Annotated in this window: 15 protein-coding genes; 1 reads left to right on the forward strand and 14 read right to left on the reverse strand. The window is 71.3% G+C overall.

Annotated features, from left to right (window positions below; all coding sequences use genetic code 11):
* Positions 1-7 precede the first annotated feature (7 nt).
* Positions 8-808: a putative hydro-lyase gene (locus ABZ822_RS25365; protein WP_360858598.1), complete on the reverse strand. Its 801-nt coding sequence runs from the start codon at positions 806-808 to the stop codon at positions 8-10.
* Positions 805-2,115, reverse strand: coding sequence for an MFS transporter (locus ABZ822_RS25370; RefSeq protein WP_360858601.1), 1,311 nt, complete (start codon positions 2,113-2,115; stop codon positions 805-807). The genes ABZ822_RS25365 and ABZ822_RS25370 overlap by 4 nt, the downstream gene beginning before the upstream one ends.
* Positions 2,116-2,373: 258 nt before the next feature.
* On the opposite strand from ABZ822_RS25370, the gene ABZ822_RS25375 reads away from it, so the two are divergent.
* Entirely contained in the window at positions 2,374-3,078 is a 705-nt protein-coding gene (locus ABZ822_RS25375; protein ID WP_360858604.1) for a GntR family transcriptional regulator, read from the forward strand.
* 130 nt (positions 3,079-3,208) lie between these two features.
* Here the strand turns inward: ABZ822_RS25375 and ABZ822_RS25380 are convergent, their stop codons facing one another.
* The 12 genes from ABZ822_RS25380 to ABZ822_RS25435 all read right to left on the reverse strand — a co-directional run bounded on the left by ABZ822_RS25380 (position 3,209) and on the right by ABZ822_RS25435 (position 16,290).
* The gene (locus tag ABZ822_RS25380) at positions 3,209-4,552 is read right to left on the reverse strand and encodes a cytochrome P450 (protein ID WP_360858607.1); all 1,344 of its coding nucleotides are present in this window, start codon (positions 4,550-4,552) and stop codon (positions 3,209-3,211) included.
* A gap of 198 nt (positions 4,553-4,750) precedes the next feature.
* Entirely contained in the window at positions 4,751-5,893 is a 1,143-nt protein-coding gene (locus tag ABZ822_RS25385) for a selina-4(15),7(11)-diene synthase (RefSeq protein ID WP_360858610.1), read from the reverse strand.
* Between the two features lie 388 nt (positions 5,894-6,281).
* Positions 6,282-7,649, reverse strand: coding sequence for a cytochrome P450 (locus ABZ822_RS25390; protein WP_360858777.1), 1,368 nt, complete (start codon positions 7,647-7,649; stop codon positions 6,282-6,284).
* A gap of 77 nt (positions 7,650-7,726) precedes the next feature.
* A complete protein-coding gene (locus ABZ822_RS25395; protein ID WP_360858613.1) occupies positions 7,727-8,350 on the reverse strand; it encodes an ATP/GTP-binding protein in 624 nt (207 codons plus the stop codon).
* Positions 8,331-8,690: a DUF742 domain-containing protein gene (locus ABZ822_RS25400; RefSeq protein ID WP_360858616.1), complete on the reverse strand. Its 360-nt coding sequence runs from the start codon at positions 8,688-8,690 to the stop codon at positions 8,331-8,333. The genes ABZ822_RS25395 and ABZ822_RS25400 overlap by 20 nt, the downstream gene beginning before the upstream one ends.
* Positions 8,687-9,091 (reverse strand): roadblock/LC7 domain-containing protein, encoded by a 405-nt coding sequence (locus tag ABZ822_RS25405; RefSeq protein WP_360858619.1) that lies wholly within the window; start codon positions 9,089-9,091, stop codon positions 8,687-8,689. Before ABZ822_RS25405 ends, ABZ822_RS25400 begins: the two co-directional genes overlap by 4 nt.
* Positions 9,092-9,094: 3 nt before the next feature.
* The gene (locus tag ABZ822_RS25410) at positions 9,095-10,723 is read right to left on the reverse strand and encodes an ATP-binding protein (protein WP_360858622.1); all 1,629 of its coding nucleotides are present in this window, start codon (positions 10,721-10,723) and stop codon (positions 9,095-9,097) included.
* Positions 10,724-11,181: 458 nt separating this feature from the next.
* Positions 11,182-11,976: an oxygenase MpaB family protein gene (locus ABZ822_RS25415; RefSeq protein WP_360858625.1), complete on the reverse strand. Its 795-nt coding sequence runs from the start codon at positions 11,974-11,976 to the stop codon at positions 11,182-11,184.
* Positions 11,973-13,478 carry an MAB_1171c family putative transporter gene (locus ABZ822_RS25420; RefSeq protein ID WP_360858628.1) on the reverse strand — a complete coding sequence of 502 codons (1,506 nt, stop codon included), beginning with the start codon at positions 13,476-13,478 and terminating at the stop codon, positions 11,973-11,975. The genes ABZ822_RS25415 and ABZ822_RS25420 overlap by 4 nt, the downstream gene beginning before the upstream one ends.
* The gene (locus tag ABZ822_RS25425; RefSeq protein WP_360858631.1) at positions 13,471-14,040 is read right to left on the reverse strand and encodes a hypothetical protein; all 570 of its coding nucleotides are present in this window, start codon (positions 14,038-14,040) and stop codon (positions 13,471-13,473) included. Before ABZ822_RS25425 ends, ABZ822_RS25420 begins: the two co-directional genes overlap by 8 nt.
* A 56-nt stretch (positions 14,041-14,096) precedes the next feature.
* Entirely contained in the window at positions 14,097-14,486 is a 390-nt protein-coding gene (locus tag ABZ822_RS25430; RefSeq protein WP_360858634.1) for a helix-turn-helix transcriptional regulator, read from the reverse strand.
* Between the two features lie 367 nt (positions 14,487-14,853).
* Positions 14,854-16,290: an FAD-dependent oxidoreductase gene (locus ABZ822_RS25435; protein WP_360858637.1), complete on the reverse strand. Its 1,437-nt coding sequence runs from the start codon at positions 16,288-16,290 to the stop codon at positions 14,854-14,856.
* Positions 16,291-16,341 lie beyond the last annotated feature (51 nt).

The raw sequence follows: 16,341 nt of genomic DNA on the forward strand, positions 1-16,341 counted from the left end.
GGCGTCCTCAGGCCACCCGGTAGTCCTCGTCCCGGGCGTCCGTGATGAACATCTGCCCCGGCGCGTGCGTGAGGGCGAACGGAGGGCGCGAGGCCATCACCGCCGCCTGCGGGGTCACGCCGCACGCCCAGAACACCGGGACGTCCCCCGGCTCGGCCTCCACCGGATCGCCGAAGTCCGGGAGGTCCAGGGCCGCGATGCCGAGGGCGGCGGGGTCGCCGTGGTGCACCGGGCTGCCGTGCACCGCCGGCATGAGGGCGGTCTCGCGGACCGCCGTGTCCACCAGTGCCTCGGGTACCGGCCGCATCGACACCACCAGAGGGCCGTGCAGCCGCCCGGCCGGGCGGCATTGACGGTTCGTCACATACATGGCGACGTTCCGTCCCTGCTCGACGTAGCGCATCGGCACCCCCGCGCCGGACAGCGCCGACTCGAAGGTGAAGCTGCAGCCGATGAGGAACGTCACCAGATCGGGGCGCCAGTGGACGGTCGCGTCGGTCGGCTCGTCGACCAGTTCGCCGTGCTTCCACACCCGGTAGCGGGGGACGTCCGTACGCAGGTCCGCGCCCGGCGCGAGCGGGGTGGCCCAGGACCCGGCGTCGGTGACGTCGAGGACCGGGCAGGGCTTCGGGTTGCGCTGGCAGAAGAGCAGCACGTCGTAGGCCCAGTCGGCGGGGACGGCGATCAGGTTGGCCTGGGTGTGCCCGGGGGCCCAGCCGGCCGTCGTACCGCTCGCACCCGTCCTGAAGTGCGCCCGCGCCGCGCCGGGGCTGAGGGCCGCCCCGGCGCTCGAACCGCTCTCACTCACAGCAGCTCGCGACCGCGCGTCTCGGGCAGGCCGAACAGGGCCACGACGGCGATGCCGTAGGCGATGGCGCCGAAGATCAGGGCGCCGCCGACGCCCCAGCTCTCGGAGAGGAATCCGACCAGCGTGGGGAAGAAGGCGCCCACCGCGCGGCCGGTGTTGTACGTGAAGCCCTGTCCGCTGCCGCGTACGGCCGTCGGGTACAGCTCGCTGAGGAAGGAGCCGAAGCCGCTGAAGATGGCCGACATGCAGAAGCCGAGCGGGAATCCCAGGATGAGGACGAGGGTGTTCGCGCCCTCGGGGATGTTGGTGTAGAGGACGATGCAGGCGGCGGAGAGGAACGCGAAGAGGGTGATGTTCCGCTTCCGGCCGAGCTTGTCGGTGAGGTAGCCGCCGGTGAGGTAGCCGATGAAGGCGCCGGAGATGAGGAACGCCAGATAGCCGCCGGTGCCGACGACCGTGAGTTCGCGCTCGGCCTTCAGATAGGTCGGCACCCAGGTGGCGAGGGTGTAGTAGCCGCCCTGGACGCCGGTGGAGAGCAGTACGGCGAAGAGCGTGGTGCGCAGCAGTTCCGGTTTGAAGATGGTGGCGAACGAGTCGAGCGAGCCCTTGTTGGCGCTCTTGCGCTGCTCGGTGGCCGCCGGGGCGTCCTTGACGTTGCGCCGGACGTAGACGACCAGCAGCGCGGGCAGGGCGCCGGTGAAGAACATGACGCGCCAGGCCGTGCCCTCGTCGAAGGTCTGGAAGACCAGGGTGTAGACGATGACGGCGAGCGCCCAGCCGACCGCCCAGGAACTCTGGATGACGCCCAGGGTGCGGCCGCGGTGCTTGGCGGAGGCGTACTCGGCCACCAGGATCGCGCCGACCGCCCACTCACCGCCGAAGCCGAGACCCTGGAGTCCGCGGAAGACGAGCAGCATCTCGTAGTTCGGGGCAAATCCACACAGAACGGTGAACACCGCATAGGTGATGACCGTGATCATCAGCGCCTTGACCCGGCCGATGCGGTCGGCCAGGACGCCCGCGGCGGCGCCGCCGATCGCGGAGACGACCAGGGTGACGGTGGTCAGCAGACCGGTCTGGCCGTTGTCGAGCCCGAAGTAGGCGGCGATCGCCACCATGCTCAGCGGCAAGGTGAAGAAATCGTATGAATCCAGGGCATAGCCACCGAATGCGCCGCCGAACGCGCGGCGTCCGCGCGGCCCGAGCGCACGGAACCACACGAACGCGCCGCTGTCGTCACGGAGTTGGCCGGACGCGGCTCCTGCGGCTCCTGCGGAGACACTCTCGCCGGTCGTGCCGTCGGTCATGGGGGACTCCGACGGAGGGGACGAATCGGCCGGTGATGGGGACTTGCTGCTCATTTGCACCTCGCGGGTGAGATATGTGGTGCTCTGAGAAGGGCGGACGCGCCGAAGGGGGACTCTTCCGGCTGCGTGGGCCAAAGCTAGAGGATCGTTGAACGATCCTTCAAGGGGTGTGTTGTCTTGTTTCCAGGTTCTGCGATTGACTTGCTCACCGGGCGTGGTGGATCAGATGTGGAGCGAGACCGGGAGCCGCACGACGTGATGACGACTGGGACCGAGCTGAGCGCACTCGCGGACGACCGCGCCCTGCTGGGACGTACGAGTACGGCGGAGCGGGTCGCGGACATTCTGCGCACCCGTATCGCGGACGGCTACTTCCCGCCCGGCACACGGCTGTCGGAGGACAGCATCGGCGGAGCTCTCGGCGTCTCGCGCAACACCCTGCGCGAGGCGTTCCGGCTGCTCACCCACGAGCGGCTGCTCGTCCACCGGCTCAACCGCGGTGTGTTCGTCCGGATGCTGGCCGTCGAGGACGTCGCCGACATCTACCGCGTACGGCGGCTGGTCGAATGCGGTGTGCTGCGCGGCCTGGGGGAGCCGCCCTTCCCGCTCGCCGGACTGGAGGCGGCGGTCGCCGCCGGCGAGCGGTCCGCGGCCGCGGGGGAGTGGAAGGGCGTCTCGACGGCCAACATCCACTTCCACGGTGAACTCGTCGCCCTGGGCGGGAGCCCGCGCACCGACGAGCTGATGCGCAGTGTGCTGGCCGAACTGCGCCTGGTCTTCCATGTGGTGGACGACCCGGGCCGCCTCCACACGCCGTATCTCGCGCGGAACGGCCAGATCCTCGCCGCGCTGCGCGCCGGAGACGCGGCAGGGGCGGAGGAGCTGCTCGTCGCCTATCTCCACGACTCGCGCGAGGAGTTGGTGGAGGCCTACGAGGGCCGGATCGGCGAACAGGACGAGTGACGCAAGGGATCGGCCGCCGCCGGCCCCCGGGCGGGGAGGGAACTCCCGCCCCAGCAGGGCTGGTCGGGTGCGCGCCAGGTCGGCGCACCGGTGGCGTGACCCGGTGCGCCCCCGGCGCCGCGGCCTCGTGTCAGCCCTGTCGGGCGACGACCCGCATCGGCAGCTTGTCCGGGTGGGCCACCGCGGAGGCGACCTCACGGACCTCGTGGTCCGGCAGCGGCTCGAAGCGCCAACGGGGAAGCACCGTGGCCAGGGTGATCACGATCTCGGCCCATGCGAAGCCGTCGCCGATGCACTTGCGGTTGCCCGACCCGAACGGGACGAAGCCCTCGCGGGGCAGCTTCTCGCGCCGCTCCGGCAGCCAGCGGTCGGGGTCGAAGCGCCCGGGCTCGGTGTAGAGGCGCGGGTCGCGGTGCAGGGCGTAGAGGCTGAACGCGACCTCCGTGCCCACCGGGAGGTGGACGCCGCCCAGTTCGACCGGCGCGGTCGCCTGCCGCATGAGCAGCGGCACCGAGTGCATCCGGGAGATCTCCTTCAGCACGCGGTCGGCGTACTGGAGCCGGGGCACGTCCTCGAAGGTGACGGGCCGGTCCCCGACCACCGTCGCGATCTCCTCGAGGAGCCGCTCCTCGATGTCGGGGCGGGAGGCGAGTTCGTGGAAGGTCCAGGCGAGGGTCGAGGCCGTGGTCTCCGTCCCCGCGAACATGATCGCGACGAGTTCGTCCCGCACCTCCTTGTCGGTCAGGGCCTCACCCGTGTCCGCGTCGCGCGCCGCGAGGAGCAGGTGCAGCAGATCGTTGCACTCGGTGTCGCCCTGGGCGTGCGATGCGGCGATCACGTCGTCGATGACCCGCCGCAGCCGGGACGACGCCGCGTCGAACTGCCGGTTGGCGGGGATCGGCACGTGGTCGAAGAGCCGCGGCGTGACGGTCCGCACGAGCGCGTTCTTCAGGAGGATCGGCACATCGGTACGGACCGCTTCGGCGGCCGGGCGGCTGATCTCCGTGGAGAACATGGTCTCGCCGAGCGTGGCCACCGAGAACTCGGCCAACTCCTGGTCCACGGCGACGGTCTGACCGTCCGTCCATGCGTCCGACATCGCCTTCGCCCGCCTGGCCATCACCTTCGCGTACTCCGCGATGCGGGCGTGGTGGAACATCGGCTGCATCAGCCGGCGGTGCGGGCGGTGGATGTGCGACGGCGCGGTGGGCAGCGCGTCCCCGACCAGGATGCGGGCCCTGACGAAGAAGCGGCCCTTGTCGAAGTGGCGCGCCTTGGAGACCAGCAGCTCGTGGGTCAGTTCGGCGCTGGTGACGAAGTAGATGGGCAGCGTGCCGACATCGACCCGCACGAAGTCGCCGGTCTTCCGCAGTTCCTGAAGGAACGTCAGGGGATTGCGCAGCAGCGGGACGGCGTGGCCGACCAGCGGCAGACGCCCCGGGGCGCGCGGGACCTCCCGTAGTGCAGCACTCACTCTCGCAGTCCTTTCGTCGTCGGGACCGGCCGGAAGGCGGACCGGTGCGCCGGTGGCGGTGGGGGGAGGGGGACCGAGCGACGCCCGCGCCGTGTCCTGCGGGCGGGCCGTGTCGTCGTACGGGCTGTGTTCGTCCGCGAACCACGGCGGTGATCCCTGGGGATCGCGTCCTGCGGGCCGGTGCGACGGGGCGATCGTCTACGCCGTGCGCACACTGCTCCTGCGTCGCGGCACGGACGGGCTCTTCCTGCTGTTCTTCCGGCGATGGGGAAGCGTTTCCTCGATGATCTCCCGGGGAAGCAGGCTCCACCACCAGGCCACGGCGGGGATGTCCAGCGCCTCGGTGCTGTCGTCGGTGGGGGTGTCGCTGAACGTGGACGGCAGGCCGGCCGGATCCTCGGGCGTGGTGTAGCGGCGCGAACTGATGCCCCAGTCCTGCGCGCCGCGGATGAACGAGCCGATGCTGTGCAGGTAGCGGCGCAGCTGCGGGCTGCCGGTGGCTTCGAGCTGCGCGCACAGGCGCAGGTACAGGCACATGACACGGTCGCGTTGGGCCACCGCCGTCATCAGTGCCTCCTCGGGGCTCATGTCCTCGTGGTGTTCGAGGACGCGGAGCACGTTGAGGTAGTACTGATCGGCCCTGCTCTCCTTGTGGTAGGAGAAGATGTCGTTGTCCCAGGTGATGATGAAGTAGGCCGCCTCCGCCACCGCGCGCACGGTGCGGTCGTCGCGCTCGTGCGGCTGGAGTTCGTAGCCGTGGCCCATCTCCAGCAGGGGCATGACGACCGAGGTCGCGCCGTCGTAGAGGCGCATCAGGGTGTAGTCGTTGAGGTCGGGGACCGTGCCGCTGCTGCGGTGGGAGGCCTCCCACACGACCGACATGAAGTACTCGCGCAGCGCGTCGACCCAGCGGGCCACCTGCGCCGGGGTGCCGTGGCGCGACATGCGGCGGCTGAGGTCCCTCAGGCCCGCCGCGAGCGGGTCGCCCTCGAGCATCGGCACCTCGGGGTTCTGCGCGACGCGCACCAGCCGCGAGAGTTCGGCGACGAGACGGCTGGGGTCGTTGCCGAGGTCGCCCTCCTCGCAGTGCCCGTCGTCGACCCCGAAGAGCCAGAGGACGAAGTCGGCCAGGAGGGAGATCACTTCCTCCTGGCCCTCGGGCAGGATGCGGGCCGCGAAGGTCCCGATGTCGTGGCGGACGAGCTTTCTGCGGAGCTCCTCCGAGCCGATGCCGAACCGCACCGCCCACGCGGCCGTCCGGTCGTCGATCACTTTGTGACGCGGATGGATCGCGGGCGGTATGGGGGAGTAGACAGGCGGCACCGTCAACCCGTGTTCCACTGCCGATCACCTCAATGTATCCAGCGGACGGGCCGCTTCCACACAACCGTCGTGAGGAGGCACGGGATGTGGCCTCCTCCATTGCTCAACCAGCCGGCGTCCCCGCCGTGGGCCCGAGGCCGAAGGGGCCGATGCCGTCGCTCGCCGCATCTGCGAGCGCCCGGCGGGCATACCGTGACACCAGGTACGGCGAAAGCGCGCAACCCGCTGGCGCGCTCCAGCATCTCACTAAGAGGTCGTTTTTTGCCACAACAGGTTACGTATAGCGCCGAGTTGGAGCACGTCACGGGCGTAAGCGGGCAGTTTCGGTCATAGGTGGGCGCGACGACAGGCCCCGGGAGAAACCCTCCCGGGGCCTGCCGTGTCCGTCCTCCCTCGCCCGGTGCGCCTACCGGCGCCCCTGGAGCTTCTGCTTCAGCGAGGACCACCACGGCGTACGCCCCTGAGCCGATGCGGGCACCGCACCCGCCGGGACGGGCTCATGCTGAGGCGGCTGCATCGGGGGCAGCTCCGCCGAGGGCAGCGGATGGCTGCCGGTCCTCCGCGAGGAGTCCGGGCGGCGCGGGGTGAACGTCACCGGCAGCGCCACCAGCCGACGGGACATCAGGGCCGTGTCCCACCGCAGTTCGTCCTCGCCGACGGCGAGTTGCAGATCCGGCAGCAGGGTCAGCAGCGCGTCGATCCCGGTGTCCACGATCGCCCGGCCGAGGTCCTGGCCCGGGCACTCGTGCGGGCCACCGCTGAACGCCAGGTGCGAGCGGTTGCCGTGCATCGGGGCCGAGGTGTCCGGGCGGATCTCCGGGTCGGTGTTGCCCGCGGCCAGGCCGAGCACCAGCATGTCCCCGGCCCTGATGGTCTTTCCGGCGAGTTCGGCGTCCCCGGTGGCCCAGCGGCCGATGTTCGTCGTCATCGGCGGCTCGTCCCAGAGCACCTGCTCCAGCGCGTCCGGCAGCGTCATGTGACCGCCGGTGAGCGTCGCGCGGAAACGCTGGTCGGTGAGGACCAGCCGCAGCGTGTTGGCGATCAGGTTGACTGTCGGCTCGTTCGCCGAGACCAGCAGGACGCGCAAATGCTCGCGCACCTCGTCGTCGGTCAGCCCGGCGGGGTGCTCCAGCAGCTTGGACGCCACGTCGTGCCCGGGAGAGAGCCGCTTGCGCTGCACCAGACGCTCCAGCGTCTCGGTGATGTAGTCGTTGCTGGCCGCCGCCGTCTCGGTACCGCGGATCATGTCCTTGGCGGCGTCGACGAGATGGGGACCGTAGCCCTCGGGCATCCCGAAGAGCTGGGTGATCACGCGCATCGGCAACTGGTCCGCGAACTGCTCGACCAGATCGGCTCGTCCGGTCGAGGCGAACTCGTCGATGAGCTGCTGCGCGAAGCGCGTCACGTACCGGCGGATCCCGCGGGCCTCGAAGCGCGACAGGCTCTCCGTGACCGCCCGGCGCAGCCGCTCGTGCTCCTGGCCGTCGGCGAACACGCACAGCGGCTGCCACATCGTCAGCGGAGCCATCGGGTGCTCCGGCGGCACCTTGCCCTGCTGCATGTCGTGCCAGTGACGGGAGTCCCGGGAGAAGAGCGACGGGGTGCGCGCCACCTCCAGGTTCTCCCGGTGGCCGAGCACGAGCCAGGCCGGCAGGTCGCCCGGCAGCAACACCGGGGCGAGCGCGCCGTGTTCGGCACGCAGTGTCTCGTACAGCTTCATGGGGTCGGCGTCGGCCTCGGGGCCGTAGAGCCGCCGCAGTCCGCCGGCGCTCATCCCGTGGGCGGGGCAGCCCGGGGGTGGGACAGGGGCGGTGCCGTCGGCGGGCGCCGACGGGTCGGGGAACGGAAGGGTCACGTCGTCGCCTCCGAGGACAGGACGAGAGAACGCAGATACTGCATCAGCGCCATCAGGACCTCACGGCTGGAGTTCCGTTGACGCACATCGCATACGAGGATCGGGACCGAATCGGGAAGGTCGAGCGCGTCGCGCAGGTCCTGGACGGGGTGGTCGGGCGAGGCGGGGAACGCGTTGACCGCGACCACGAACGGGACCCCGGCCTCCTCCAGACGGCCGATCACATCGAAGCTGACCTCGAGGCGGCGAGTGTCGACGAGGACGACGGCACCCAGGGCCCCCTCGAACAGGCCGTTCCAGAGGAACCAGAAGCGCTGCTGGCCCGGCGTCCCGAACAGATAGAGCACCAGCTCCTCGTTCAGACTGATCCGGCCGAAGTCCATGGCGACGGTGGTGTGGACCTTCTGCTCCACCCCGGAGGTGTCGTCCACGCTCTCGCCGGCCTGGGTCATCGTCTCTTCGGTCGTCAGAGGCCGGATCTCGCTCACGGAGCGGACCAGCGTCGTCTTGCCGACGCCGAAACCGCCGACGATGACCACCTTGACCGCGGTGCTGGCCGACGACGGCAGGGCGTCTTCGCTCCGCGGGCCCACCGTCGCGTCAGAGCTTCCGTAATCCATGGATCACCGCCTCAATCAGTTTCACGTCGGGAAGCGCCGAGTGGGGCTCTCGTGCTTCGACCTGTTCTTCGGACAGCAGATCCGCGACCAGCACGGTGACCACGCTCACGGGCAGCCCGAGATACGCCGATATCTCGGCCACCGACAACGGGGAGTTGGTGACCCGCAGTATCGAGGTGTGCTCGGGCTGCATGCCGACCTTCGGCTCCGTACGCGCCACGATCAGGGTCACCAGGTCCAGTTCGGACCCGGCACCCTCCGACGCGTCGCTGCGTCCTCCGGTGATCACATAGAGCCGCTCCGGGCTGTCCCTCTCCCAGTCCTGTGTCTCTTCGCTCACGTGGCCGGACCGCTGTCGCGCGGGGGGCTGGTCAGGTGCGCACCGATCCGCGCGACCAGGTCGCGCATGTGCTGCCCGACCAGGCCGGCGTCCACGCCCTCGTCGGCCAGGACGGCCAGGTGCGCTCCCGATCCGGCCGCCAGCAGGTACATGAAGCCGCCGTTCACCTCGATCACGACCATCCGCATCCGGCCGTCGCTGTGCGGGAACTCCTGGGCCACCGCGACGGAGAGACTCTGCAGGCCCGAGCCGATCGCGGCGATGCGGTCGGCCGTATCGCGTTCCGTGAGGTACTGCGCCATGCACAAGCCGTCCGATGACAGCAGCACGACATAGCGGACCTGCGGAACGCTCTCCGCCAAGTCCTTGAGCATCCAGTCCATGTCGGCCCGGCGATCCATTGCTTATTCACCCTCATCTAACGACTTGTCATTGGTGTCGCGGCCGGCGGCCGTCCGCGGTCCGCCGGACAGGCCGCTCTGCAGGTCGACCATCCACATGCCGGGTGCCGGCTCGTCGGCCGCCGGCCGGGGCGCGTCCTGCGCCGCGGGGGCGGGAGCGGGAGCCGGGGCGGGAGCCGCCGGGTGAGCGCCGCCCTGGGCGTGGGCGGCCGGGTACTCGGCCGCCGGAGGCGGGGCCGGTACCGGAGCGGGGCGCGCGGCAGGGCCCGGGCGACGGCGGCGGCGCTGCGGCAGCCCGTTGGCGGTCCGCTCGACCACGGCCGGCGTCTCGTCGTCCTCCTCCCTCAACGTGGGCCCGGTGGCCGGAAGCTGGGGCCTGCGGGTCAGCGGGACGTTCAGGGCGTCGTCGTCCGTCCGCGGGGCGGCGCTTCCGCCGACGGCACGCTGGCCGGAGCTGGCACCGATGCCGTGCGCACGTCCGTCGGCGGGGGCCGTGGTGATCAGCTTCTGGGGGACGACCAGGACGGCACGCACACCGCCGTACGCGGACGGGGGCAGCGAGACCTGGAAGTCGTACGCCTGCGCCAGGCGGCCGACCACGGCCAGTCCGAGGCGCGGTGCCTCACCGAGGTCGTTCAGGTCGATGCCGGCCTGCGCCTCCTTGAGCATCTGCTCGGCGCGGGCGCGGGCCTCCTCGCTCAGGCCGACGCCGCCGTCCTCGATCTCGATGGCGATACCGGCGTGGACCTCACTCGCGGTGAGGTGGACCCGCGCCTTCGGCGGCGAGTAGCGGGTGGCGTTGTCCAGCAGCTCGGCCAGGGCGTGGATGAGGGGCTCGACCGCGGGGCCGATGACGGCCACGTTCGCGACCGAGTGCAGCTCGACGCGCTGGTAGTCGAGAATGCGGGACATCGCGCCACGCAGCACGCTGTAGACCGGAACGGCCTTGCTCCACTGGCGGCCGGGCCGGGCGCCGCCGAGGACGGCGATGCTGTCCGCCAGGCGCCCGATCAGTGCCGTGCCGTGGTCGAGGCGCAGCAGATCGGCGAAGAACTCCGGCTTCTGGCCGTGCCGGTCCTCCATGGCGCGCAGGTCGGTGGCCTGCCGGTAGACGATGGCCTGGACGCGGCGGGCGACGTTGACGACACCGCGCTGTGCGGAGTCACGCAGGGTCTCCTCGGCCTGGACGGCCTCGACGACCGAGCGCATCAACGCCTGCTGGGCGGCGTGGAACTCGGGGCTGAGCCCCGTACCCTCCCCGACCATGGACGCCAGTACGTCCTCGGCGAACTCGCCCTCCTGGAGGCGGGCCACCGCTTCGGGCAGCCGCTCCCTGGCCAACTGCACCGTGACCGCTTCTTGTTGCAGGAGACGCTGCTGAAGAGCCGCGGTGTGGTCGGCGGCTTGGGCGCGCAGGGAGGCCAATGCCTGTCCGCGGCGGGCGACTTCGGCCGCGAGAGCGGCGACGGCGACGGTCGCGACAGCGCCGCAGATCGCCACGGCTCCCCGTGCGTCGGCCGAAACCACCGCCGTTGCGACGGCCGCCACACCCGCCATCGCGATGGCGGGTAGTAACCACGCGACTACGGGGCCGGATCGTTGTCCTCCGGGTGACGATTCGGCACGAATCATCAGGTCCTCAAATCGATCGAAAGGTGACACAAACAGAGGGCCCACGGAGGCGCGACAGGGTCGTCAGGGGTTGCCTCGGGCAACCCTCAGTCGGTGTCAGGGCAGGGCTGACCTGGGAGGATGCGCCGACACGCTGGGCCTCACGAAGGATAGCCGGAATCGATCACCTGTGACGCAGTGTCTTCGAACTTATACGATCCTGTTTCGGTTTGGGGCGTCAAAGGCGCAGGCCAGGGCAACTGAACACGGAAATCCCTAGATTGAGGTTCGATCCGACCTGACGTGGAACCGCCGCAGGTGGAAGCGGATCAAGCGGTCCGTCAGGCCCCGTACGGGCTGTCCGGACCCTCTGATTCCGCGCGCGGGTGGCGGCAGTGGCATACCCCGCCGCGTCAGGCGGGCGCAAGTACCGCGCCAGTACGGCGCAAGTGCCATGTCAGGAAGGCCGCATGGGCGCGTCAGACGCGGCGGCGCAGGTGTCCGTGCCGTCGCCGCATGCGACGCGCCCGCAACCGCAGGCCCGCCGCCACGAGCACGCGAAGGGCGCGCGGCGGAGCGGCGACGCCGAACGCCCTCCGCAACCGTTCGTCGAGCAGGGTGTCGGACGCCGCCCGCACAACTCCGGCCAGCGGAGCGGGGAAACGGTCGGCCAGCAGCCCCCGGGTGGCCTCCAGCAGCGCTCGCCCCTCCGGCGTGACGGCGAACGTGCGGTCCTCGAAGCCGTCCATCCAGGAAGCCAGTTCCGCGTACGAACCCGGCACCGGCTTGATGGCCATGCGCCGCGCCAGGCACGCGTAGAAGCCGTACGCCGCGTCCTTCTCCGCTGTGGTCGTCGGACGCGGGCCGTGGGCGTCGATCCAGCGCAGGGGAGCGACGCAGAAGGCGGCCAGGACGTAGACGAACTCCTCGTCCCCGACGGGCAGTCGGGCGTGGATCCGGTTCAGCAGGGCGACGGTCTCGAGCCCGGTGGGGTGGTCCGGCCCGTGTTCGATCAGGGCGTACATCACCTCGCCCGTCGCCTTGGCCCGCGCCTTGGGGCGGCCGGTCATCCGCCCGGTGCCGTGAAGGACGCGGGCGATGCTCGGGACGGCGAAGGTCCGGTAGAAGCCGAGGTTCAGCCCGAGCCGCAGGTCGTCGGGGAAGTCGACGAGCGCCATGCGCCGGTACGCGGCGTGGGCGCGCCGCTCCTCCTCGGGAGTCGGTCCGCTTCCGCCCTCGCGGTGGGGGCCGCCGTCGGGCGCGGGGTCGTTCACGGGGCCTCCGCGCGCTCGGTGCGCCGCAGTGCCTCGGTGACCGCCCGGCTGGTCAGCGCTCGGGAGATCCGGACCAGCCGGTCGCGCTCGGCGCGCTGGTCGGCGGGCTGATCCGCGGTCTCCTGCGGAGGCTGGTCCGCGGTTGCAGGCGCCTGCTCCGGCTCGTACGCGGATACAGGCTGCTCGGGACCGGACGCAGCGTCGCCGGGGCCCTCCGTACTTCCCTGCGTACGACCGGAGTCCGCGGACGTCCCACGTGCGGCCGGGAGTTGCGGCCCGTCTCCCGGCTCGCGCTGGGCGGGCAGGGCGTCATGACGATCCGTCAGCCCGTGCGCGAGCGCGTCGGCCACGGCGTCCCCCACCGCCTCCACCGGCACGCCGCCCGCCACGACGTCCCGGGTGATCCGCCGCAGTTCCGCCTGCCGCGCCCTGATGGCGCCGAGCAGTGCCGCCGCGGCGCCCGCCGCCTCGGCCTCCTCCTCCGTCCGTCCCTGCTCCCGGGCCAGGTCCGCCGCGGTCCCGGCCACGCGCGGGTCCTCCCAGATGCGCATCGCGAGCTGGGCGTCGCGGATCTCGGCCATGCAGCGGCCGAGCCGCCACTTCAGGTCGCGGGCCGCGAACACGTACCCCAGCCTGGACGGCACGGGGTCGAGCAGGATGTGGTCGTCCGCCTCGGCGGCCACCAGCCACAGCGGCCGCAGCGCGACGAACGCGCCGCGGCGCTCCTGCCAGGCGCGCACCGCCGGGAGGATGAAGCCCGTGCACATCAGCAGCGCGCCGATCGTGGCGAACATCGGTCCGGCGACCGTGGACAGCACATCGAGACCGCCCCGGCCGCGGACCGCCGCGCCGATGGCGACCACCTTGCACAGCACATAGCCCAGCGCGACCTGGCAGCCGCTCGCGATCAGCCGCACCCCGGTGCGTACGGCCACGCGGTCGGGGTCGCGGCGGGCCAGTTCGTCCGCGTGACGCCAGCAGGCCTGGGCGATCCCGAGCAGCGCGTAGGCGAAGCCGCCCTGGTAGACGAAGAGGAAGACGGCGACGGGCGGTCGGTCCCCGTAGACGGTGTCGAAGTCCAGCGGACGGGGACCGCCGGGCAGGTGCCCGCTCGCTGCGGCGTAGCAGAAGAGGCCGATCATCGCGGACAGCAGCAGGGCGTAGACGGCGATACGGCGGATGGCGCGCGGCCCGGCGATGGACCAGGTCTCGGCCGGGTCGGAGGACATCGTCGTCCACAGCAACGCCAGGCCCTGAGCCGAGGCGCCGAAGCAGGTGATGAAGCCGTAGACGAGGAGCGTGGCCAGATCGGGAACCCCGGTCACCGAGCCGATGAAACGGTACGCCGACGGCGTCGCGCAGAGGAACGCCAGCGCGACGAACGCATGGCAGGCGCAGGAGAACGCCAGCTGCGCTGACGGCGCGGCACGCCAGCCGCGCAGCTTGAACGCGAGAGCGGCGCCGATGACGAGAGCGGCGCCGTAGTAGACGGCGTCAAACACGCCCGCCCCAGGTGTGCTCCAGCGCCGGCGCGACCCAGGTCGCCGCCCCGGCCGAAGCCGCGGCGTGGGCCGCCAGATGCTGGCGCAGGAGCGTGCCGTGGACCTCGGCCTCGCGCTCGGGCGGACTGTCGTAGTGCGAACGCCCCAGCATCCGGGCCACCGCGCTCTGACCGAGGATCCGCGTCGTGGGTTCGGGCCGGCTCTCGGCCTCGTCCCCGATGTCGATGCACTCGTGACCGCCCACCAGATGACCCAGCTCGTGGCAGATGATGTGCATCTGGTGCCAATGGCTGGTGTTGCGCTGGTAGATGATCCAGTAGGTGCCGTTCCGCAGCACGCACTGCCCGGACACCTCGCGCGGGTCGAGATCCCGCGGCACCAGCTTGACGGGCTGCCCCAGGCGCTCGGCGATGTGCGCGACGAGGACATGGATGTCGCTCGTCGGAGGCAGCTCCAGCTCGGCGAGGCGCCGTTCGCACCGCTTGCGCACCGCCTTGGTGTGGCTGCCGCTCGTGAACCACACGCCCTCGTCACCGTCCCCTGGAGGTATCTGCCATGCCATGCGCCGTTCCGGAGGCATCTCCTGGACGGGTATGGCACCCCCCGTGGCAGTTCCGCTCATGCTGTCCTTTGCTCGCCGTCGTCCGGATCCGCCGGCATCCCCGCGGCCTTGCGGTACTCCTCGATGATCTGCTCGACGGCGGCTTGCATCGCCGCGGGCAGTCCGGCCGACCGGCGCAGGATACGCCGCGCGCGGTGGTCCCGGATCGCGGCCAAGTCGGCGAGTTCCGCCTGGACTTGAGCGGCGATCTCGTCGTTGCGGAAGAAGTCGAGAGGGACGCCGAAGAACCCCGCCAGCCGCGCTGCGGTCTCCAGTGACGGCCGGTTGCGCCCCGTGCGCAGATACCCGATCGCGGTCGTGCTCAGGCCGGTCGCGCGCGCGACCTCGCCGTTGGTGTACGGGCGGCCCTGCGACGCGGGATACATCTGCGCGAAGAGATGCTCCAAGCGCTCAGCGAACCGCTCGGATGCAAAATCGCCTGCGCCCGCGCTGCTGTCGCCCATGTGGCAGAAACCCCCGGCCGTTATGCGCTTGTGGATCGCAGTCGGCGCCAGTATGCCCAGCGGACGCGATCCACGCCACCTCGTGCAACAAGTGTTGATGCTCCTGCCGCTGCCGGCCCACCGTCCCGGACGGAAGCCCGCCACGCGAACCGTGCAGCTGTTAACAGTAGTTGACACACCCCATCCGTCAAGCGATGATCAGGGCTCCTTGTGCTGCCGGAGTGGGGGCGGAACGGGGGTTCGCCCCACTCCGGCAGACGAGCGCGCAGCGCCCGCGCCCGCGGCTCTGTACGGCACCCGAAGCGCCGCCTCACCGCCCCGAGATCGCCTCCGCCAGCCGCGCGAACGCCGAGGTGCGTGCCGTGCCCGCCGCCTCCCGGCGGTCGGCGGCGCGGAAGAGCGTGTAGATGAGCTGAACTCCCGCCCAGCGCAGAGGTTCCGGCTCCCAGCTGCGCACCTGGCGGCCCACCCAGGGCAGGGCGGTCAGGTCGGTGTCCCGCCGCAGGACGAGGTCCCGGAGCGTACGGCCCGCCAGGTTGGCCGTCGTCAGACCGCTGCCCACGTAGCCGCCGGCCCAGCCCAGTCCCGTCGCGTGGTCCACGTGGACCGTGGAGCACCAGTCCCGCGGCACGCCGAGCACACCGCACCACGCGTGGTCGATCCCGGCGCCCGCCGCGTCCGGGAAGAGGGCGTCGAGCGTGTGCCGGAGCGCGTCCACGGTCCGCGGCTGGGTGGCGCCCCCGACATCGGTGCCCGAGCCGTAGCGGTACGGGACGCCGCGGCCTCCGATGGCGATCCGGCCGTCCGTGGTCCGCTGGGCGTAGATGTACGCGTGGGCCCCGTCGCCCAGCACCTCCCGGCCCCGCCACCCGATGCGCTCCCACACCTCGGCGGGCAGCGGCTCGGTGACGATCATCGAGCTGTTCATGGGCAGCCACTGGCGGCGCTGGCCCGCGAGGCTCGCGGTGAAGCCCTCGGTCGCCCGGATCACGCAGTCGGCGGTGACGGTGCCCCGTACGGTCACCGCGGCGGGCCGCCGTTCGCCCGCGCGCGGCCGCAGCTCGGTCACCGTCGTGTCCTCGAAGACGTCGACGCCCAGGCCGGAGACGACGCGCGCCAGGCCCGCGGCGAGCTTCGCGGGCTGGACGGCCGCGGCGTGTGGCGTCCACAGGGCCTCCAGCGCGCCCGCCACGCGGATCCGCTCCTCGCGTTCCGTACGGTCGAGCAGCCGCAGGTCCGCCTCCCCGAACCCCCAGTCGCGCCGGTCCTCCAGGTCGGCCAGGAGCCGGCCGCGCTGGGCGGGGCCGGTGGCCACGCGCAGCATGCCGCCCTTGTGGAGGTCCGCGTCGATGCCTTCGCGCTCGGCGACGGCGATGACCTCGTCGATGCCACGGAACATGGCGTGCTGCATGTCCACCACGGACTGCCGGCCGTGCTGGGCGGCGTAACGGTCACGCGCCCCGGCGAAGCCGTGGTAGAGCCAGCCGCCGTTGCGGCCCGAGGCGCCGAAGCCCGCGAACTCCCGCTCCAGGACGGCGATCCGCAGGTCCGGCTGCTCCTTCTTGAGGTAGTAGGCGGTCCACAGTCCGGTGTAGCCGCCGCCGACGATCGCGACGTCGTAGTCGCGGTCCCCGGGGAGGGCGGCCCGGCGCTCGGGGAAGCCGGTCTCCCGGTACCAGTACGAGACGCCGCCGTTCCGGAATCCGGCGGTCAGGGGAGCCGTTCGAGGGGTGGTCCGGTCGTTCATCGTCAGGTCCCGTGGTGCGTGTACGGATGGGTGCGAGGGCGCGGCTGCCGT

The organism is Streptomyces sp. NPDC047108, from assembly GCF_040643575.1.
Classification (GTDB): domain Bacteria; phylum Actinomycetota; class Actinomycetes; order Streptomycetales; family Streptomycetaceae; genus Streptomyces.